This window comes from Pseudomonas sp. GXM4, assembly GCF_008923895.1.
GTDB classification, from domain to species: domain Bacteria; phylum Pseudomonadota; class Gammaproteobacteria; order Pseudomonadales; family Pseudomonadaceae; genus Aquipseudomonas; species Aquipseudomonas atacamensis.
The window spans coordinates 1-18,510 of record NZ_WBRZ01000098.1 but is presented as its reverse complement, the minus strand read 5'-3'; the positions used below and the strand labels follow the sequence as shown (position 1 = coordinate 18,510).

Here is an 18,510-nt window from a genome sequence, read left to right as displayed (position 1 = left end):
GAGGGAGAGGAGATCTGCGTCATGACCTCAACAAACATAAAAAGAGGCATCTCTCATGCAAACGCACACCCTCTCCGGGCAGGCGTCTTTAGTCACGCCTAGCCGCAAGCGATTTTTCATCATGGTGTTGCTGTTCATCACCGTGGTCATCAACTACCTCGACCGCAGCAATCTGTCGATTGCCGCGCCAGCGCTGACCAGTGAGCTGGGCATCGATCCGGTACACGTCGGTCTGATCTTCTCCGCCTTCGGCTGGACTTACGCTGCCATGCAGATCCCCGGCGGCTGGCTGGTTGATCGGGTGCCGCCGCGCATCCTTTACAGCGTCGCGCTGCTGCTGTGGTCGGTGGCCACGGTAATGCTCGGTTTCGTCAGCAGCTTCATCGCGCTGTTCGTGCTGCGCATGGCCGTCGGTGCGCTGGAGGCGCCGGCCTATCCGATCAACAGCCGCGTGGTCACCACCTGGTTCCCTGAGCGCGAGCGCGCCACGGCGATCGGTTTCTACACCTCCGGGCAGTTTGTCGGTCTGGCCTTCCTGACCCCGGTGCTGGCGTGGCTGCAACATGCATTCGGCTGGCACATGGTGTTCGTCGCCACCGGCGCGGTGGGCATTCTCTGGGCGCTGATCTGGTACGCGGTGTATCGCGAGCCGCGCGATTTCAAAGGCACCAACCAGGCGGAAATCGACCTGATCCGCGAAGGCGGCGGGCTGGTCGATATCCAGGCCGAGGCGGCCAAGGTCAAAGCCAAATTCAGTTGGACCGATCTGGGCATCGTCCTCAGCAAGCGCAAGTTGTGGGGCATCTACCTCGGCCAGTTCTGCCTGAACTCGACGCTGTGGTTCTTCCTCACCTGGTTTCCGACCTATCTGGTGAAATATCGCGGCATGGACTTCATCAAGTCCGGTCTGCTCGCATCGCTACCGTTTCTTGCCGCGTTCGTCGGTGTTTTGTGCTCGGGGTTCTTTTCCGACTGGTTGATCCGCCGTGGTTACAGCGTCGGGTTCGCGCGCAAGTTGCCGATCATCAGCGGATTGCTGATCTCGACGGCGATCATCGGCGCCAACTTCGTCGAATCGACACCCTTGGTGATTGCCTTCCTCGCCCTGGCATTTTTCGGCAACGGTCTGGCGTCGATCACCTGGTCGCTGGTGTCGACGCTGGCACCGGCGCGTTTGCTCGGCCTGACCGGTGGCGTGTTCAACTTCATCGGCAACCTGTCGGCGATTGCTACGCCGATTGTGATCGGCTTCCTCGCCAGCGGCGATTCGTTCGCTCCGGCGATCACCTACATCGCCGTGCTCGCACTGGTCGGTGCCTTGTCCTACGTGCTGCTGGTGGGCAAGGTCGAGCGTATCGAGTTGTAGTGCTCAGTCTCGGGCGACCATAATGCCGCCCGTTCCTTCGCTCAACGGTAAAAGGCTGGATATGCAGGAAGACGCCCCGGAAAAAACCAAGGACGCCGCGCCCACCGGCACCCAGACGCTGCTGCGCGGCCTCGGTGTGGTGCAGGCGGTGGCCAGTGGCGCGCGTGATCTCAAGGAGATTGCCCGGCTGATCGGCACCACGCGCAGCACCACCCATCGTCTGGCCAGCTGTCTGGTCGACGAGCGTTATCTGCGCGTGGTGCCGCAAATCGGTTATCTGCTCGGGCCGAAACTGATCGAACTGGGCTTTCAGGCCCGCGAAGAGTTGCCGCTGGTGACGTTGGCCGGGCCGTATCTGGATGAGTTGTCGGCGCTGACCGGCGATACCGTGCACCTCGGAATCCGCGAAGGCGACGAAGTGCTGTACCTGCTGAAGAATCCAGGACGCAACGGCCCGGAAATGCGCTCGCGGGTTGGCCATCGCATGCCGCTGGTACGCACCGGGATCGGCAAGGCCTTGATGCTCGATGACTCGCCGCAGGATTGGCGGCGGCTGTACGACATCAGCCTGCCGGCGGGTGGCAAAAGTCAGTTCTGGCCGCAGCATCCACAGCAGTCGTGGGAACAGCTTGAGCAGCGCATGGGCGAATACGTTGCCGGTGGCTACGCGTTCGATCTGGAAGACAACGAACCGTCGATCCGCTGTGTGGCGGCGCCAATTCGTGATGCGAGCAAGGGCATCGTCGCGGCAATCAGTATCGCCAGCACCGTGCCGTACATGCCGCTGGAAAAAATGGCCGAGTTGATCCCCCTGCTCAAAGGGGTCACAACCCGGCTGTCGGCGGAGCTGGGCTTGAAGGTGTAAGCCGTGAAGGTTTAAGCCTTCAGCGTCGCCATGTCGATGACGAAGCGGTACTTCACGTCACCGGCAATCATCCGCGCGTAGGCTTCGTTGATCTGGCGGATGTCGAGCATTTCGATGTCGCAGGTGATGTTGTGCTCGGCGCAGAAATCCAGCACTTCCTGGGTTTCGGCGATACCGCCGATCAAGGACCCGGCCAATACTCGGCGGCTCATCACCAGTTTGCCGGCGTGAACGGGCGGGTTCACCGGCTCGATCAGGCCGACCAGAATGTGCACACCGTCGAAACGCAGGGTGTCGAGGTACGGGTTCAAATCGTGCTGCACCGGAATGGTGTCGAGCAGGAAGTCGAAGTAGCCGGCCGCGGCCTTCATCTGCTCGGCATCGGTGGAGACGATGACGTGATCGGCGCCCTGACGGCGACCTTCTTCAGCCTTGCTCGCCGAGCGGGTGAACAGCGTGACTTCGGCGCCCATGGCCTTGGCGAACTTGATGCCCATGTGGCCGAGGCCGCCCATGCCGAGAATCCCGACCTTGTCACCGGCCTTGACGCCGTAGTGCTTCAGCGGCGAGTAAGTGGTGATACCGGCACAGAGAATCGGTGCGGCGCTGGCCAGAGCGAGTTTCTCGGGGATGCGCACAACGAAGTGTTCGCTGACCACGATGCTGTCGGAATAACCGCCCATGGTGTTGCTGCCATCGACCCGGTCCGGGGTGGCGTAAGTCATGGTCGGGCCTTCGAGGCAATATTGCTCGAGGTTCGCCTGGCAGGCTTCGCAGCTGCGGCAGGAATCGACCATGCAGCCGACGCCAACCAGATCGCCTACCTTGTGACGGGTGACATTCGCACCGACTGCGGTGACTTTTCCCACGATCTCATGGCCAGGCATCAGCGGATAAACGGCGATGCCCCATTCGTTGCGTGCCTGATGGATGTCGGAATGGCAGACGCCGCAATAGAGAATTTCGATCGCCACGTCGTCGGCGCGCGGGCTGCGGCGTTCGAATTTCATCGGGGCGAGGGGAGTGGTGGCCGATTGGGCGGCATAGCCGATGGCGGTGTACATGGGGTGACCTCGCAAAAACAGTGACAAGTGAGGCGGTGAATTCTGGCCGCCAGAGGCGGGTGCGGCCATGACGATTTCTCCGGGTCTCATGCCTAATCCTCCGGCATGCGGGTTTCGGCGATCGCATTGGCCAGCGGATCTGCGATGATGTTTTCATCCCCTTTTCCGTGAATTTTACGAAGACCTATTCGATGCAGTTGACCCGTCATCTTGATGCCAATGCCCGGCTGGTTTCGCTGATCGAACCGCTGGCGCTGCGCGATGGCTACAGCCAGACCGGCCTGCCCGGCGTGCAGATTTTGCGCGCCAGTTGCGACGTCGCCCGTGGCCCGCATATCTACGAGCCGAGCCTGATGATCATCGCCCAGGGCAGCAAACTGGCGTTCCTCGGCCCACGGACCATGGAATATGGCGCCGGGCATTACCTGATCCAGGCGCTGCCGGTGCCGTTCGAATGCGAAACCTTTGCCTTGCCCGATGCGCCATTGCTCGGTGTGTCGGTGGCGATCGATCGTGTCCTGCTCGGCGAACTGGTGCTGGCCATGGGGCTGGCGCCGGGTCGGCATATTCCGGCGCAGACGCCGGAGTCGATGACCTCGGTGGTACTCGACGATGGCATGCGCGGTTGTGTCGAACGGCTGCTCAGCTGTCTGCACGATCCGCTGGAATGCCAGATTCTCGGCCCGGCGCGGGTTCGCGAATTATTGTTCGTCGCGCTGCGCGGGCCGCAAGCGGATGTGTTGCGAGCGTTGGTCGAGCAACAAGGGCAATTTGCCCGGGTGGCGGCGTCGATCAGCCATCTGCATGCGCATTACACCGAGCCGCTCAATGTCGAGACACTGGCCAGTTGCGCGAACATGAGCGTGTCGACGTTTCATGAGCATTTCAAACGCAGCACGCTGTTGTCGCCGGTCCAGTATCTGAAGCGTTTACGTTTGTTGAAGGCGCAGACGCTGCTGGTGGCGGAGGGGCTGGGCGTGGCGCAGGTGGCGCATCGGGTGGGGTATCAGAGCACGTCGCAGTTCAGTCGCGAATACAAGCGTTACTTCGAACGCAGTCCGGGGGATGAGCGCGCTGCCTGATCCGCCGATAATCCCCTGTGTGAGCGAGCAGGCTCGCTCCCACAGTTGTTTTGTGGTGGCAGAGGAATTTTGGGCAACAAAAAGGCCCCCATGTCGGGAGCCTTGTTGTTCAGCGTTTCGACTTACATGTTCGGGTAAGTCGGGCCGCCGGCGCCTTCCGGCGCGACCCAGGTGATGTTCTGCGCAGGGTCCTTGATGTCACAGGTCTTGCAGTGCACGCAGTTCTGGGCGTTGATCTGGAAGCGCTTCTCGCCATCTTCCTTGGTGATCACTTCGTATACGCCGGCCGGGCAGTAGCGCTGCGCCGGTTCGTCGTACAGCGGCAGGTTTTTGCTGATCGGGATGCTCGGATCGGTCAGCTTCAAGTGGCACGGCTGCTCTTCTTCGTGGTTGGTACCGGAGATGAACACCGAGCTGAGTTTGTCGAAACTCAGTTTGCCGTCAGGTTTCGGGTAGTCGATCTTCTTGCAGTCGGCCGCGAGCTTGAGGCAGGCGTAATCCGGCTTGGTGTCGCGCAGGGTGAACGGCAGTTTGCCGCCGAAGATGTTCTGGTCCAGCCAGTTGAAACCACCGCCGATGATTGCGCCGTACTTGTGAATCGCCGGGCCGAAGTTACGGCTGGCGAACAGTTCTTCATGCAGCCAGCTGTTCTTGAACGCGTCGACGTAAGTGGTCAGTTCGACGGCGCAATCCTGCTCGGCGAACAGCGCATCGGCCACCGATTCCGCCGCGAGCATGCCGGACTTCATCGCTGTGTGGCTGCCTTTGATCTTGGCGAAGTTCAGGGTGCCGAGGTCGCAACCGATCAGCGCGCCGCCCTTGAAGACCATTTTCGGCAGCGAGTTCAGGCCGCCCTTGGCGATGGCGCGGGCGCCGTAGCTGACGCGCTTGCCGCCTTCCAGATATTGCTTGAGCACTGGGTGATGCTTGAGGCGCTGGAACTCATCGAATGGCGACAGGTAAGTGTTGCTGTAGGACAGGTCGACGATCAGACCGACTACCACCTGATTGTTTTCCAGGTGATAGAGGAACGAGCCGCCGGTGTTCTCGGTGCCCATGATGTCCAGCGGCCAGCCGGCGGTGTGCACCACCAGGCCTGGCTGATGCTTGGCCGGGTCGATTTCCCAGATTTCTTTCAGGCCGATGCCGTAATGCTGAACGTCGGCATCGCTGTCGAGGTTGTAGCGTTTGATCAGTTGCTTGCCTATGTGGCCACGGCAGCCTTCGGCGAACAGCGTGTATTTGCCACGCAGTTCCATGCCCGGGGTGTACAGGCCTTCTTTCGGATGGCCTTCACGGTCGACGCCCAGATCACCGGTGATGATCCCGCGCACCACACCGTTTTCATCGATCAGCGCTTCCTGAGCGGCGAAGCCCGGGTAGATTTCCACACCGAGGTTTTCCGCCTGCTGAGCCAGCCAGCGGCACAGGTTGCCCAGGGAGATGATGTAGTTGCCTTCGTTGTGCATGGTCTTGGGCACAAAGAAGTCAGGAATCTTCTGCGCACTGTCGGCGTTTTTCAGCACGAAAATGTCATCGCGCGTGACGGGCGTGTTCAGCGGCGCGCCGAGTTCTTTCCAGTCCGGGAACAGTTCGTTCAGGGCGCGGGGTTCGAACACCGCACCGGAGAGGATGTGTGCGCCGACTTCGGAGCCTTTTTCGACCACGCAGACGCTGATTTCCTTACCGGCATCGGCGGCCTTCTGCTTCAAGCGGCAGGCGGCGGACAGACCAGCGGGGCCGGCACCGACGATGACGACGTCGAATTCCATGTATTCGCGTTCCACAGGCTATCTCCTACTCAAGGCTCAACAGTTTTTTTTCTAATATGGAGGTTTGATCTCGCATCCGTATTGCCTTTACGTTAACGTCAAAGGGAATATTGGCGAATCCACCTTTCTCTCTAGGCGGCGCATTATATCTACACCACTCCTAGCGTCCAATACAAACGTTTGTTTGAATCGCCTCCAGCCCTGATAAATCAAAGAAGCGCGGCTTATGACAGGGCATTTTGGCGTATTGACCAGAATGGGCGTTCCGGTCAAGATACGGGCGGTTTTGCGCTCGCCGTAGGCAGACTGGCGGTTTCAAGAGCACCTCTAAAGACAGGGCACAGGCAGTAGACGGTGATGCGCAGCGCAAGCCCGGCGCGCAGTTTACACAGCGTGAGAATGAATGACCCGACAGTCACCCCTGACGAACGGTCACCTCCCTTCGCGAAGTGAATCACCTCACATTCAAGCCGGCGTTTTTAGAGGTGCCCTTGTCGCCCGATGAGCATCATCCGCCAGGTTCGCCTAGGCGACTTTCTTTTCACCGGAGAGTAACGAGGAATCCATGAAGGTTCTTGTAGCTGTCAAACGCGTTGTGGATTACAACGTCAAGGTCCGCGTCAAGGCGGACAATTCCGGCGTCGACCTCGCCAACGTCAAGATGTCGATGAACCCATTCTGCGAAATCGCCGTGGAAGAAGCCGTACGCCTGAAAGAGAAGGGCGTTGCGACTGAAATCGTCGTCGTCTCCATCGGCCCGACCACCGCTCAGGAGCAGCTGCGTACCGCACTGGCTCTGGGTGCCGATCGCGCCATCCTCGTCGAATCCGCTGAAGACCTGACCTCGCTGGCCGTGGCCAAGCTGCTCAAGGCTGTCGTCGACAAGGAGCAGCCGCAGCTGGTGATCCTTGGGAAACAGGCGATCGACAGCGACAACAACCAGACCGGCCAGATGCTCGCGGCACTGAGCGGCTACGGTCAGGGCACCTTCGCGTCGAAAGTCGAAGTCTCCGGCGACAGCGTTGCCGTGACCCGCGAAATCGACGGCGGCGCGCAGACCGTTTCGCTGAAACTGCCGGCCATCGTCACCACCGACCTGCGTTTGAACGAGCCGCGCTACGCGACCCTGCCAAACATCATGAAAGCCAAGAAGAAGCCTCTCGAAGTGCTGACTCCGGACGCTTTGGGCGTTTCCACCGCCTCCACCAACAAGACCCTGAAAGTCGAAGCGCCGGCTGCACGCAGCGCGGGCATCAAGGTCAAGTCGGTGGCTGAACTGGTTGAAAAACTCAAGAACGAAGCGAAGGTAATCTAAATGACTATCTTGGTTATTGCTGAACACGACAATAAAGTGCTGGCCCCGGCCACGCTGAACACCGTGGCTGCGGCTGCCAAAATCGGCGGCGACATCCACGTTCTGGTAGCAGGTCAGGGCGCAGGCCCGGTGGCCGAAGCCGCGGCTAAAATCGCTGGCGTGAGCAAAGTCCTGAATGCTGACAACGCCGCTTACGCGCATCAGCTGCCGGAAAACGTTGCTCCTCTGGTTGCAGAGTTGGGCAAGAATTACAGCCACATTCTGGCTGCCGCCACTTCCAACGGCAAAAACATCCTGCCGCGCGTTGCTGCTGCGCTGGACGTTGACCAGATCTCCGAGATCATCTCGGTCGAAAGCGCTGACACTTTCAAGCGCCCGATCTACGCCGGTAACGCCATCGCCACCGTGCAATCGACCGCCGCGATCAAAGTGATCACCGTGCGTGCCACCGGTTTCGATCCGGTTGCTGCTGAAGGTGGTTCGGCTGCCGTTGAAGCCGTTGGCGCTGCGCACGACGCCGGTACCTCGAGCTTCGTCAGCGAAGAGCTGGCCAAGTCCGACCGTCCTGAGCTGACCGCTGCCAAGATCGTCGTTTCCGGCGGTCGCGGCATGCAGAACGGTGACAACTTCAAACACCTGTACGCGCTGGCCGACAAGCTCGGCGCTGCTGTTGGCGCTTCGCGCGCTGCGGTCGACGCAGGTTTCGTACCGAACGACATGCAGGTCGGTCAGACCGGCAAGATCGTTGCGCCACAGCTGTACATCGCCGTCGGTATCTCGGGCGCGATCCAGCATCTGGCCGGCATGAAAGACTCCAAGGTGATCGTTGCGATCAACAAGGACGAAGAAGCGCCGATCTTCCAGGTGGCCGATTACGGTCTCGTGGCGGATCTGTTCGAAGCAGTACCTGAGCTGGAGAAGCTGGTCTAATCCGGCGGCTTCACTTATAAAGAGCCCGGCCTGTTGGTCGGGCTTTTTTTTGTCTCGAATTTCAAGCGGGAGCGTTTTGCCATGGATCTGCGCTGCGGATGGTTGTTGGGATTGGTGCTGTTGCCAGGTTTGGCCGTGGCCGCGGGCAAGTGCGAGCGCCTGGTCGTCACCGGCAGCCCTGACGCGCCGCCGTACCTGTGGCAGGACCCGCAAAACCCCAAGCGCCTGATCGGCGCCAGTGCCGATCTGTTGCAGCAAGTGGCCAAGGATCTGGGCATCAAAGTCGACCTGCTCTACGCCGGCAAACGCTCGCAGGCCCTCGATGAAGTGCGCAGCGGGCGCATGGACATGCTGGCCGACGCGCCGCTGACCGTGACCGAGCTGGAAAACCTTGACTTCATTCATCCGCCACTGCTGGAAAACGATTACCTGGTGTGGACGCGCAAAGGCTCGACGCTGACCTATGCCGAGGCCAGCGACCTGAAAGGCCATGCCGGCGCGGTGTCGGAAAAGTCGCGGATGACCCAGGCATTCGGCACTTTCGCCGAACAGAATCTGACGCTGACCCGCACAGCCAACCTTACCGAGGCACTACAGAAGTTGCTGTTGGGCGAGGTGGAATATGTCCTCGCCGGACGTTACTCAGGCTTGGCCGCCGCTCAGACATTGGGCATGACCAGCGATCTGTTGGCGTTTGAACAACCCATCGACCGGCCGGGTCTGTTCCTTGCGGTTTCGCATAACTCGGCCTGCAACGATCCGTGGTTGCGCGGACAGCTCGCCAAAAAGATGACAGAATTGCCCGCGTCCGGACTGACGGAAGCCGCGCTGCAACGCAACATCGAGCGCTGGAAGGCGCAACAGCAGCAGCCGCCACAACCTGTCAGTGCCCCAAAACAGTAGGGATTCTTAGTGAGTATTCGACCTCTTTTCGCGGCTGTGGCCGTTCTGGCCCTGGCCGGGTGCGCATCCGATCCGGCACCCAGTGAACAAATGCGTTTGACCGAACAAGCCATCGCGCAGGCCAAGGCAGTCGGCGCTACCGCTGACGAAGTGCCGGAAATGCAGCTGGCCGAAACAAAATACAACCGCGCCAAAGGCAGCATGGCCGACGAGTCCTATCGCAACGCGCGCATGCGTGCCGAGCAGGCCGAACTGGATGCACGTCTGGCCGAGGCCAAGGTGCTGACGAAAAAAAGTGAAGAACAGCTGAATGTGCTCAATACCCGCATTGTCCGCCTGCGCAAGCAGCTGCAACTGGGGGAAGCGCAATGAGCCTCAAGTCCAACGCGCTCGGCATTCTGCTTCTTGCCGGTTGCGCCAGCCTCTACGGCTGCGCCGGCCAGCACAGCGAGGCGGCGCTGCAACAGGCCGGCGCTGATTTCCAGAAGGTCAAGGAAGATTCCAACGTCCTGCGCATCGCGCCGAAAGACGTGATCCGCGCCGGCGAGTCCCTGGCCCGCGCCGATCGGCTGTCGACCTATTGGGGCAGCGGTGCCGACGTGGTGCATTACGCCTACCTGAGCCAGCGCTACAGCGAAATCGCCCGCGAGCACACCAACCAGGCGCTCAACGAAGAACGCGCAGCCAAGCTCGAGCTTGAGCGTCAGCGTCTGCAACTGGCTCTGCGCGAGTCGAAGCTGCTCAGCGTGCAGCAACAAGGCAAGTGGCTGGAGGAACAGATCGTCGCGCTGGCGACCACACAGACCGATCGCGGCCTGGTCATGACCCTCGGCGACGTGTTGTTCGACACCGGCCAGGCGGAACTGAAAAACTCGGCCAACCGCGTCGTGCTGAAGATCGTCCAGTTCCTGCAACTCAACCCCAAGCGCGTGGTGCGCATTGAGGGTTACACCGACAGCACCGGTGGCAGACAGGAAAACCTCAAACTGTCCCGCGATCGTGCGCAATCGGTGGCTGACGTGCTGGTCGATCTGGGTATCGACGAAAAACGCATTCAGGTCGAAGGTTACGGTGATCAGTTCCCGGTCGATGCCAACGCCTCCGAGCGTGGACGGGCGCAGAACCGCCGCGTAGAAATCGTGTTCTCTGACGAAAAAGGCCAGCTCGGCGCCGCCCGCTGAGGGCTGCGTCTCTGGAAAGCCCGGACTGTCATGCAGTGCCGGGCTTTTTTGTGTCTGTCGATTGCCGCGCAAAACCGTACAGATGGGGCAGACACCGCACTGTACGGTCGAGTAATCTGGCAACTGTCCCAGTACACTTCTAAACTGTTCCGGTATTGTTTCAGACAAGAATAAAACGCCCGTGAAATCGAGTGCTGCGTCATGACCAATCTCTTGCTCTACCAACGTATTGCTCAGCAACTGGCCGAAGACATCCGCCGTGGTGTTTATCAACCGGGGGAGCGCGTGCCTTCGGTGCGCAAGATGAGTTCGCAGCTCAACGTCAGCCATGCGACGGTGTTGCAGGCGTATGCCAACCTTGAAGATCAGGGCCTGATCCGCGCCCGGCCGCAGTCGGGTTACTACGTGCACCAGACCCCAGCGCTGACCGCGCCGACGCCGGACATCGCCCGGGTCGAACGGCCGGGGCTGGTGACGCGCAGCAGCATCATTCAGCAGGTATTGGTCGAATCCCGCCGCGAAGGCGTGTTTCCGCTGGGCGCTGCGGTGCCGAGTGTCGATTATCTGCCGGTGCGCGCGCTGCATCAGCAACTGGCCAAGGTCACCCGGTTTCACAGTCCACGGGCGTTCAGCTATATGTTCAGCCCCGGCTTCGAGCCGCTGCGCCGGCAAGTGGCGATCCGCATGCGTGACGCTGGCGTGGTGGTCGATCCATCGGAAGTGGTGATCACCCACGGCTGTGTCGACGCCTTGCAGATGTCGTTGCGCGTGCTGACCCGGCCGGGCGATCTGATCGCTGCCGAATCGCCGACCTATTACGGCCTGCTGCAACTGGCCGATCTGCTCGGCCTGAAAGTCATCGAAATCCCCAGCGACCCCGCCACCGGCATGAGTCTGGAAGCCTTGCAACTGGCCGCCAACCAATGGTCGATCAAGGCGCTGGTTTTGACCACGCGCCTGAGCAACCCCCTCGGCGGAACCATGCCGGAAGAGCGGCAGAAACAGTTGTTGCGTCTGGCCTCGGATTTCGACATTCAGATTGTCGAAGACGATATCTACGGCGAACTGATGTTCGAGCAGGGCCGTACCAAGGCGCTGAAAGCCTACGACCGCCTGGATCGGGTGATCTACTGCTCGAGCTTCTCCAAAACCTTGTCGCCAGGTGTGCGTATCGGCTGGATGATCGCCGGCAAATACCAACAGGAAATCCAGCGCCTGCAAACCTTCAGCACCCATTCGGCGTGCAGCGTTACGCAGATGGCGATTGCCGCGTATCTGGAAAACGGCGGTTATGACCGGCATTTACGCTATATCCGTCAGGAATACCGGAAAAACCTCAGCGCGTTCCAGCTGGCGGTTCAACAGCATTTCCCTGAAGGCACGCAAATGTCCCGGCCCACGGGCGGCTTCATCCTTTGGGTGAGCTTGCCGGGGCGGGTCAACACCCAGGAATTGCATGTCCGCGCACTGCAACAAGGCATCAGCATCGCGCCGGGTCTGATCTTCAGCAACACCGAGCAGTTCAACCACTGTATCCGCCTCAATTGCGGCATTCCGTGGAACCGCGAGGCGGAGCGCGCGCTGATGACGCTGGGTCTGTTGGCGACCCAACTGTGTCAGGAAATGGCTGGCGGATTCTGAACGAGGAGGGCGGTGGTGCTTGTCATGTGACGCACAACAAGCGAGCATGTGGCCCTCTGCCGTTAGTTCGTTGGGTCCATGAAAGCCATTGTTCCTGCCGCGTGGGTATTGCTGGGTTTGTTGATGATCGGTCAGGCACCGGGTGTCATGGCGGCCGCAGCCCAGGAAAAACCGGCAGCGACCAGTACCACGAACAAAGCCACCAAAACCGTGGCTCCGGCAAAAAAAGCCCAGGCCAAAAAAAATGCCACGGTGAAGAAGCGCCGCCCGGTTGCCTCGAAGTCGAAATCCGCGAGCGAAGTGGCCAAGACCAAATTGCCGCCGGCAAAACTCGATCTCAGCCTGCCCAAGGATATGGTTGAAGACCTGAAGCCACAGGGCACCGTAGAGCTGCCCAAACGCGAGGCGATCCTGCCGCAGATGTTTGGCGAAAAAGATAACGGCTTCCAGCTCAACGGCCGCTTGCTCAGCAATGAAATGGAGTTGCAATTGCGCAACGAAGCGCGACGCGATGTGGAAGGTGCGGCGCTGGATTTCGAATTCAAGCAATAGATGCTGCCCTCTGCGACGCGCAGAGCAGACGCTTCGTCGGAGACTGCCCGGTCACTTTTACTTATCGTTGAAAAGCCGCTTGCAGCAATTTGAAACAGCTGTTTTAGCGGTTACTCTGTTCCCCGTCTCTTTACACATCGCCCGTCGCGAGGATCTGTTCGTCATGAAATGCCGTGAAGGCTGTGGCGCTTGCTGCATTGCCCCCTCCATCAGTTCGCCGATTCCCGGCATGCCCGATGGCAAGCCCGCCGGCGAACGTTGCGTGCAACTGTCGGTCGATAACCTGTGCAGCATTTTCGGCCGTCCGGAACGTCCGGCTGTCTGCTCGGGTTTCGCTGCGGATGTCGAGGTTTGCGGCAGCAGTTCAGAAGAAGCGATCAGATTGATCGGCTGGTGGGAGCAGATGACGGCGGCATGATGTGTTCACCAACGGAACTTCAACAATAAGGAATAACACTATGGGTTCGCTGCACCGTATCGCTGTGTTGTGTGGTCTGACTGCCGTACTTGCCACTTCGGTCGTCCACGCGGAAGACTGGAAAGTTGCCAAGAACGAAGACGGCATCAAGGTTTCCCTGAGCGAAATACCCGGTTCGGATTACAAGTCCTACCAAGGCGTCGCGCTGATGAAAACCACCGTTGCCAAACTGCGTGCCTTGCAGGAAGACGTCTCCGGCGCCTGCGCGTGGATTCACGAATGCAAGAGCCAGAAACTGCTCAAGCACGAAGGCGATCTGAGCTGGACCTATTCGCAATTCAATACGCCATGGCCGGTGACCCCGCGTGATTCGGTGTTGAAAATCACCACTGTTGAGGGCGCCGATGGCAGCCTGACCCGTAATCTTGAAGGCGTGCCGACCTATCTGCCGGAAGAAAAAGGCTTCGTGCGGGTCCAGCAAGTCAAGGGCTTCTGGAAGTTCGTGCCTAAGGGCGATCAGGTTGAAGTGACTTATCAGGTGCACACCGAGCCGGGCGGTAGCGTACCGGCCATGGTCGCCAACAAGTTCGTGGTCGATGCGCCATTCAATACCCTGAAAGCGCTGAAAGAACGCGCCGAGAAATAATCAATTGGCTGTAAGCAAAACGCCCCGACCGGTTCGGGGCGTTTTGTTTTGTCTCTAAATTGTATTTCCAGATATGCGTTGCACGAAATTTTCACAAAGTCTCCAAGACAATTCGCCCGCACTTGTTGCCTGCCATAGCGCTGCCAACCCTTCGAATGAAAGTCTCGAAGAGCAGGGCAGTAATCAATGGCAATGGTGTGAACGATCGTGCAACATTTGCGCACCGCGCACGCCCCGGGGTCTGGACTGACCAATAGAGGGCCTGGCGCCGCTGTATTTTTGCAACTTCAACTTCCAATGGGTCCTAAAACGACATGGCAAACCCGGACGCCCTGAATCAGCAGCGATCTTCTGCTCGCCTGCTGCAACCGACCGTCAAATCGCATCTGGCCTACACGCTGCTGTGCGCACTGGTCATGATGGTCATGTTTTCCGCGCTGCGCCTCGCGCTGCTGGTCTACAACCGCGAGATGATCCTCGACACCCCGGCCGCGACCTTCCTTGAAGCGTTCGTCAACGGTCTGCGTTTCGACCTGCGCCTGGTGGTCTACCTGTGCATTCCGCTGGTGCTGGCGCTGTTCAGTGCTCGGGCCATGGCCGCGCGCGGTTTCTTCCGTCTGTGGCTGACCGTCGCATCGAGCATCGCGCTGTTCCTCGGCCTGATGGAGATGGACTTCTACCGCGAATTTCACCAGCGCCTCAACGGTCTGGTGTTCCAGTACGTGAAGGAAGACCCGAAAACCGTAATGAGCATGCTCTGGTACGGTTTCCCGGTGGTGCGCTACGTGCTGGCGTGGGTGATCGGCACGGTCATTCTGACCCTGGCGTTCAAAGGCGCCGACCGCGCCACCCGCCCGCGCGGACCGTTCAGCGGCGGCAGCGTCAGCTCCCGTCAGGTTGCGCCGTGGTACACCCGCCTGGCGGTGTTCGTAGTCTGCCTGCTGATCTGCGTCGTCGCCGCTCGCGGCACCCTGCGTCAAGGCCCGCCGATGCGCTGGGGTGACGTCTACACCACCGATTCCAACTTCGCCAACCAGCTCGGCCTCAACGGCACGCTGTCGCTGGTCGCCGCAGCCAAGGCGCGCATGGGCGAAGACCGCGACAACATCTGGAAAGCCACCCTGCCGCAGGAACAGGCGCAGCAAGTGGTGCGCGACATGCTGCTGATGCCGGACGACAAACTGGTCGATGCCGACATCGCCGCTGTTCGCCGCGACTACATGCCGCCGGCCGACAAGACCCTGCCGATCAAGAACGTCGTGGTGATCCTGATGGAAAGCATGGCCGGTCACTCGGTCGGTGCTTTGGGCGCGCCGGGCAATATCACCCCGTACCTGGACAAGCTGTCGAAGGAAGGTCTGCTGTTCGACCTTTTCTTCTCCAACGGCACCCACACCCATCAGGGCATGTTCGCGACCATGGCCTGCTTCCCCAACCTGCCAGGTTTCGAATACCTGATGCAGACCCCGGAAGGCAGCCACAAACTGTCCGGTCTGCCGCAGCTGCTCAGCGCCCGCGACTATGACGATGTCTACGTCTACAACGGCGACTTCGCCTGGGATAACCAGTCGGGCTTCTTCAGCAACCAGGGCATGACCAACTTCGTTGGCCGCAACGACTTCGTCAATCCGGTGTTCTCCGATCCGACCTGGGGCGTGTCCGACCAGGACATGTTCGATCGTGGCCTGCAGGAACTGAAGGCGCGGGAAAACGGCAAGCCGTTCTACGCATTGCTGCAAACCCTGTCCAACCACACGCCGTACGCCTTGCCCACGCCATTGCCGGTCGAGCGCGTCACTGACCGTGGCAGCCTCAACGAACACCTGACCGCCATGCGCTACTCCGATTGGGCGCTCGGCCAGTTCTTCGAGAAGGCGCGCAAAGAGAAGTACTTCAACGAAACCCTGTTCGTCATCGTCGGCGACCACGGCTTCGGCAACGAGCGCCAGATCACTGAAATGGACCTGGGTCGCTTCAACGTGCCGATGCTGATGATTGCCCCGGGCATCCAGCAGAAGTTCGGTACCCGCGACCACACCGTGGGCACGCAGATCGACATCGTGCCGACCATCATGGGCCGTCTCGGTGGTGAAGTGCGTCACCAGTGCTGGGGCCGCGACCTGCTCAACCTGCCGCAGGGCGACACCGGTTTTGGCGTGATCAAGCCTTCGGGCAGCGAGCAGACCACCGCCATCGTCACCGCCGATGAGATTCTGGTGCTGCCGCGTGACAAGGACATGGGCCCGAAAATCTGGAAATATCAGCTTGGCGCCAACCCGCACGCCGAAGTTGTGCCAGACGCGCCGCGCACTGCCGAACTCAAACTCAAACTTGAAGCGTTCCTGCAAACCGCAACCAAGAGCCTGCTCGATAACACCGCCGGTGTCATTCACGGCAAGCCGGACTGATCACTCCTTAAAGTCCACGCAATAAAAAAGAGGCCCTTGAACAAGGGCCTCTTTTTTTACCGCTTCAAATCGTCATATCTTGCCGAGTAACAACAGCACCAGCAGCACGACCAACACCACGCCGATAATGCCCGACGGGCCATAACCCCAACTTCTTGAGTGCGGGAAGACCGGCAGACCACCGATCAGCAACAGGATCAGGATGATGATTAGAATTGTGCCCATGGGTGATTTCCTTGTTCAGAGTCTGGAAGAGTCTTGATGCTCAGTGGGCAGCTGGAGAGCAACTAAATTCCAGCCGGCTTACATGTTCCGACTTGCGCCGGTGAAAAATAATTCAATGTTTTTTTAATGTATTTGGATTGCTCGGTTATTTCCTTTCCAGCAAAAAGATCGCAGCCTCGTTGCACTCGTCAGCTCCTGCATGAGACCAACCGGAAAACAATGACGGCGGGAATCTTTTGATCCTCCATTCAGCAACTGGATGGAGCGTGGGTGAACGAAGTTCCTTCGCTACACTCGGCGCATCTCTCCCGGAACAACAAGGCTGTCCGCTATGCAAAATCGCATGATGATCACTGGTGCAGGCTCAGGCCTGGGTCGCGAAATCGCGCTGCGCTGGGCCCGTGAAGGCTGGCGGCTGGCCTTGTCCGATGTCAGTGAGCCCGGCCTGCAGGAAACCCTGAAGCTGGTGCGCGAGGCGGGCGGTGACGGCTTCATCCAGCGCTGTGACGTGCGCGATTACAGTCAGCTCACCGCCTTCGCCCAGGCCTGCGAAGAGAAGCTCGGCGGCATCGACATCATCGTCAACAATGCCGGCGTCGCCTCGGGCGGGTTTTTCAGCGAATTGTCTCTGGAAGACTGGGACTGGCAGATCGCGATCAACCTGATGGGCGTGGTCAAGGGCTGCAAAGCGTTCCTGCCGCTGCTGGAACAGAGCAAGGGCAAGATCATCAACATCGCCTCCATGGCCGCGTTGATGCAAGGCCCGGCAATGAGTAACTACAACGTGGCCAAGGCCGGCGTAGTGGCGTTGTCGGAGAGTCTGCTGATCGAACTCGCGCAGCAGGAAGTGGCGGTGCATGTGGTTTGCCCGTCGTTCTTCCAGACCAACTTGCTCGATTCTTTCCGTGGCCCGACCCCGGCCATGAAAGCCCAGGTCGGCAAGTTGCTGGAAAGTTCGCCGATCAGTGCCGCCGACATCGCTGACTACATCTACCAGCAAGTCTCCGCCGGCGAATTCCTGATTCTGCCTCACGAACAAGGGCGCATGGCCTGGGCAATCAAGCAAAAGAATCCGCAACTGCTCTACAACGAGATGACTTCCATGGCCGAGAAAATGCGCGCCAAGGCCAAACAAAACAACGCTTGATCTTGTTCGATTCCCGCCGCGTCGTTAGGGTGGCCGCCACGGTCACCCTGTCGAGACGCCTCCATGCTCAATTACTTGTGGTTCTTCCTTGCGGCGCTGTTTGAAATCGCCGGCTGTTTTGCCTTCTACATGTGGCTGCGCCAGGGCAAGAATGCGTTGTGGGTGATTCCCGCGTTGCTCAGCCTGACCCTGTTCGCGCTGTTGCTGACCCGTGTTGAAGCGGCCTACGCCGGGCGCGCCTATGCGGCGTACGGCGGGATCTACATCGTTGCTTCGATTGGCTGGCTGGCGGTGGTCGAGCGGGTGCGTCCGCTGGGCTCGGACTGGATCGGCATGGCCCTGTGCGTGGTCGGTGCCAGCATCATTCTGTTCGGGCCGCGCTTTTCCGCCGCCTGAGGCTTTTGTGCGAAGCGTCTGACAGCTGCGGGCGTGGGCAGCTGTAGGGCAAGACTGATTTGCTCGTCGTGGATTGTGAAGACGCTGTAAGCCGCGCATCTTCAGGGTTTGCCAGTCCTGAAGGATGAATCCCATGCTTGTACTCAGCCGTGTGGTCGGTGAGTTGATTTCAATCGGAGACGACATCACCCTGCGTGTTCTGTCGGTCAACGGCTCCAGCGTGCGCTTCGGCGTCGAAGCGCCGAAAAAGGTCCATGTACACCGCGCCGAGGTCTATGACCGGATCAAGCGCAAGGAGGCTGCGGCGAAGGCTGGCTGACGGTTTCAGTCGAACAGATGCTTGGGTACGTCGTGCTTGAGCATCAGCTGGCACTGCTCGCTTTCCGGATCGAACACGATCAATGCCTGGCCTTTGGTCAGTGCCTGACGCACGCGCAGGACGCGGGTTTCCAGCGGGGTGTCATCGCCGTTGTCGGTACCGTCGCGGGTGACGAAATCCTCAATCAGGCGGGTGAGGGTGTCGACTTCAAGCGCGTCGTGGGGAATGAGCATGGGCACCTCGGTCAAATCAATGTCGGGATGCTACGGGGATTGGGTTT

Annotated in this window: 20 protein-coding genes; 16 read left to right on the top strand and 4 right to left on the bottom strand. The window is 59.8% G+C overall.

What is annotated here, in order from left to right; translation table 11 throughout:
- The first annotated feature begins 55 nt into the window (after positions 1–55).
- Entirely contained in the window at positions 56–1,366 is a 1,311-nt protein-coding gene (locus tag F8N49_RS14345) for an MFS transporter (RefSeq protein WP_151551796.1), read from the top strand.
- A gap of 61 nt (positions 1,367–1,427) precedes the next feature.
- Positions 1,428–2,231 (top strand): IclR family transcriptional regulator, encoded by an 804-nt coding sequence (locus F8N49_RS14340; RefSeq protein WP_016770958.1) that lies wholly within the window; start codon positions 1,428–1,430, stop codon positions 2,229–2,231.
- A gap of 11 nt (positions 2,232–2,242) precedes the next feature.
- Here the strand turns inward: F8N49_RS14340 and F8N49_RS14335 are convergent, their stop codons facing one another.
- The gene (locus F8N49_RS14335; protein WP_016770957.1) at positions 2,243–3,295 is read right to left on the bottom strand and encodes an NAD(P)-dependent alcohol dehydrogenase; all 1,053 of its coding nucleotides are present in this window, start codon (positions 3,293–3,295) and stop codon (positions 2,243–2,245) included.
- A gap of 191 nt (positions 3,296–3,486) precedes the next feature.
- Between F8N49_RS14335 and F8N49_RS14330 the strand changes: the two genes are divergently transcribed.
- Positions 3,487–4,377 (top strand): AraC family transcriptional regulator, encoded by an 891-nt coding sequence (locus tag F8N49_RS14330; RefSeq protein WP_090288604.1) that lies wholly within the window; start codon positions 3,487–3,489, stop codon positions 4,375–4,377.
- A 122-nt stretch (positions 4,378–4,499) separates the two neighbouring features.
- Here the strand turns inward: F8N49_RS14330 and F8N49_RS14325 are convergent, their stop codons facing one another.
- Positions 4,500–6,164 carry an electron transfer flavoprotein-ubiquinone oxidoreductase gene (locus F8N49_RS14325; RefSeq protein ID WP_123443584.1) on the bottom strand — a complete coding sequence of 555 codons (1,665 nt, stop codon included), beginning with the start codon at positions 6,162–6,164 and terminating at the stop codon, positions 4,500–4,502.
- A gap of 550 nt (positions 6,165–6,714) precedes the next feature.
- Between F8N49_RS14325 and F8N49_RS14320 the strand changes: the two genes are divergently transcribed.
- From F8N49_RS14320 to F8N49_RS14275, 10 genes are all read left to right on the top strand, one after another.
- Positions 6,715–7,464 carry an electron transfer flavoprotein subunit beta/FixA family protein gene (locus F8N49_RS14320; protein WP_071173189.1) on the top strand — a complete coding sequence of 250 codons (750 nt, stop codon included), beginning with the start codon at positions 6,715–6,717 and terminating at the stop codon, positions 7,462–7,464.
- Positions 7,465–8,394 carry an electron transfer flavoprotein subunit alpha/FixB family protein gene (locus tag F8N49_RS14315; protein WP_056788298.1) on the top strand — a complete coding sequence of 310 codons (930 nt, stop codon included), beginning with the start codon at positions 7,465–7,467 and terminating at the stop codon, positions 8,392–8,394.
- 81 nt (positions 8,395–8,475) lie between these two features.
- Complete coding sequence (locus tag F8N49_RS14310) at positions 8,476–9,297, top strand: ABC transporter substrate-binding protein (RefSeq protein ID WP_151551795.1); 822 nt, start codon at positions 8,476–8,478, stop codon at positions 9,295–9,297.
- A 9-nt stretch (positions 9,298–9,306) separates the two neighbouring features.
- Complete coding sequence (locus F8N49_RS14305) at positions 9,307–9,669, top strand: DUF4398 domain-containing protein (protein WP_073472314.1); 363 nt, start codon at positions 9,307–9,309, stop codon at positions 9,667–9,669.
- On the top strand, positions 9,666–10,478 hold the full coding sequence (locus tag F8N49_RS14300) for an OmpA family protein (protein WP_024013894.1): 813 nt from the start codon (positions 9,666–9,668) through the stop codon (positions 10,476–10,478). The genes F8N49_RS14305 and F8N49_RS14300 overlap by 4 nt, the downstream gene beginning before the upstream one ends.
- A gap of 201 nt (positions 10,479–10,679) precedes the next feature.
- Positions 10,680–12,119 (top strand): PLP-dependent aminotransferase family protein, encoded by a 1,440-nt coding sequence (locus F8N49_RS14295; RefSeq protein ID WP_041478242.1) that lies wholly within the window; start codon positions 10,680–10,682, stop codon positions 12,117–12,119.
- 78 nt (positions 12,120–12,197) lie between these two features.
- Positions 12,198–12,671, top strand: coding sequence for a translation initiation factor 2 (locus F8N49_RS14290; protein WP_130928891.1), 474 nt, complete (start codon positions 12,198–12,200; stop codon positions 12,669–12,671).
- 163 nt (positions 12,672–12,834) lie between these two features.
- Positions 12,835–13,089, top strand: a complete 255-nt coding sequence (locus F8N49_RS14285; RefSeq protein ID WP_016770949.1) for a YkgJ family cysteine cluster protein — start codon at positions 12,835–12,837, stop codon at positions 13,087–13,089.
- Positions 13,090–13,129: 40 nt separating this feature from the next.
- Positions 13,130–13,735 carry an START domain-containing protein gene (locus F8N49_RS14280; RefSeq protein ID WP_071173184.1) on the top strand — a complete coding sequence of 202 codons (606 nt, stop codon included), beginning with the start codon at positions 13,130–13,132 and terminating at the stop codon, positions 13,733–13,735.
- Positions 13,736–14,049: 314 nt separating this feature from the next.
- Positions 14,050–16,143 carry an LTA synthase family protein gene (locus tag F8N49_RS14275; protein ID WP_151551794.1) on the top strand — a complete coding sequence of 698 codons (2,094 nt, stop codon included), beginning with the start codon at positions 14,050–14,052 and terminating at the stop codon, positions 16,141–16,143.
- A gap of 72 nt (positions 16,144–16,215) precedes the next feature.
- Here the strand turns inward: F8N49_RS14275 and F8N49_RS14270 are convergent, their stop codons facing one another.
- Complete coding sequence (locus F8N49_RS14270) at positions 16,216–16,368, bottom strand: DUF3309 family protein (protein WP_003183939.1); 153 nt, start codon at positions 16,366–16,368, stop codon at positions 16,216–16,218.
- A 331-nt stretch (positions 16,369–16,699) separates the two neighbouring features.
- Here F8N49_RS14270 and F8N49_RS14265 point away from each other — a divergent pair, with 331 nt between their 5' ends.
- The 3 genes from F8N49_RS14265 (at position 16,700) to csrA (ending at position 18,230) form a co-directional block, all read left to right on the top strand.
- A complete protein-coding gene (locus F8N49_RS14265) occupies positions 16,700–17,515 on the top strand; it encodes an SDR family oxidoreductase (protein WP_071173182.1) in 816 nt (271 codons plus the stop codon).
- Positions 17,516–17,578: 63 nt separating this feature from the next.
- Positions 17,579–17,911 carry a YnfA family protein gene (locus F8N49_RS14260; RefSeq protein WP_071173181.1) on the top strand — a complete coding sequence of 111 codons (333 nt, stop codon included), beginning with the start codon at positions 17,579–17,581 and terminating at the stop codon, positions 17,909–17,911.
- 133 nt (positions 17,912–18,044) lie between these two features.
- Positions 18,045–18,230, top strand: coding sequence for a carbon storage regulator CsrA (gene csrA, locus F8N49_RS14255; protein WP_024013891.1), 186 nt, complete (start codon positions 18,045–18,047; stop codon positions 18,228–18,230).
- Between the two features lie 5 nt (positions 18,231–18,235).
- Here csrA and F8N49_RS14250 read toward each other — a convergent pair whose 3' ends face one another.
- On the bottom strand, positions 18,236–18,463 hold the full coding sequence (locus F8N49_RS14250) for a YheU family protein (protein WP_003172962.1): 228 nt from the start codon (positions 18,461–18,463) through the stop codon (positions 18,236–18,238).
- Positions 18,464–18,510 lie beyond the last annotated feature (47 nt).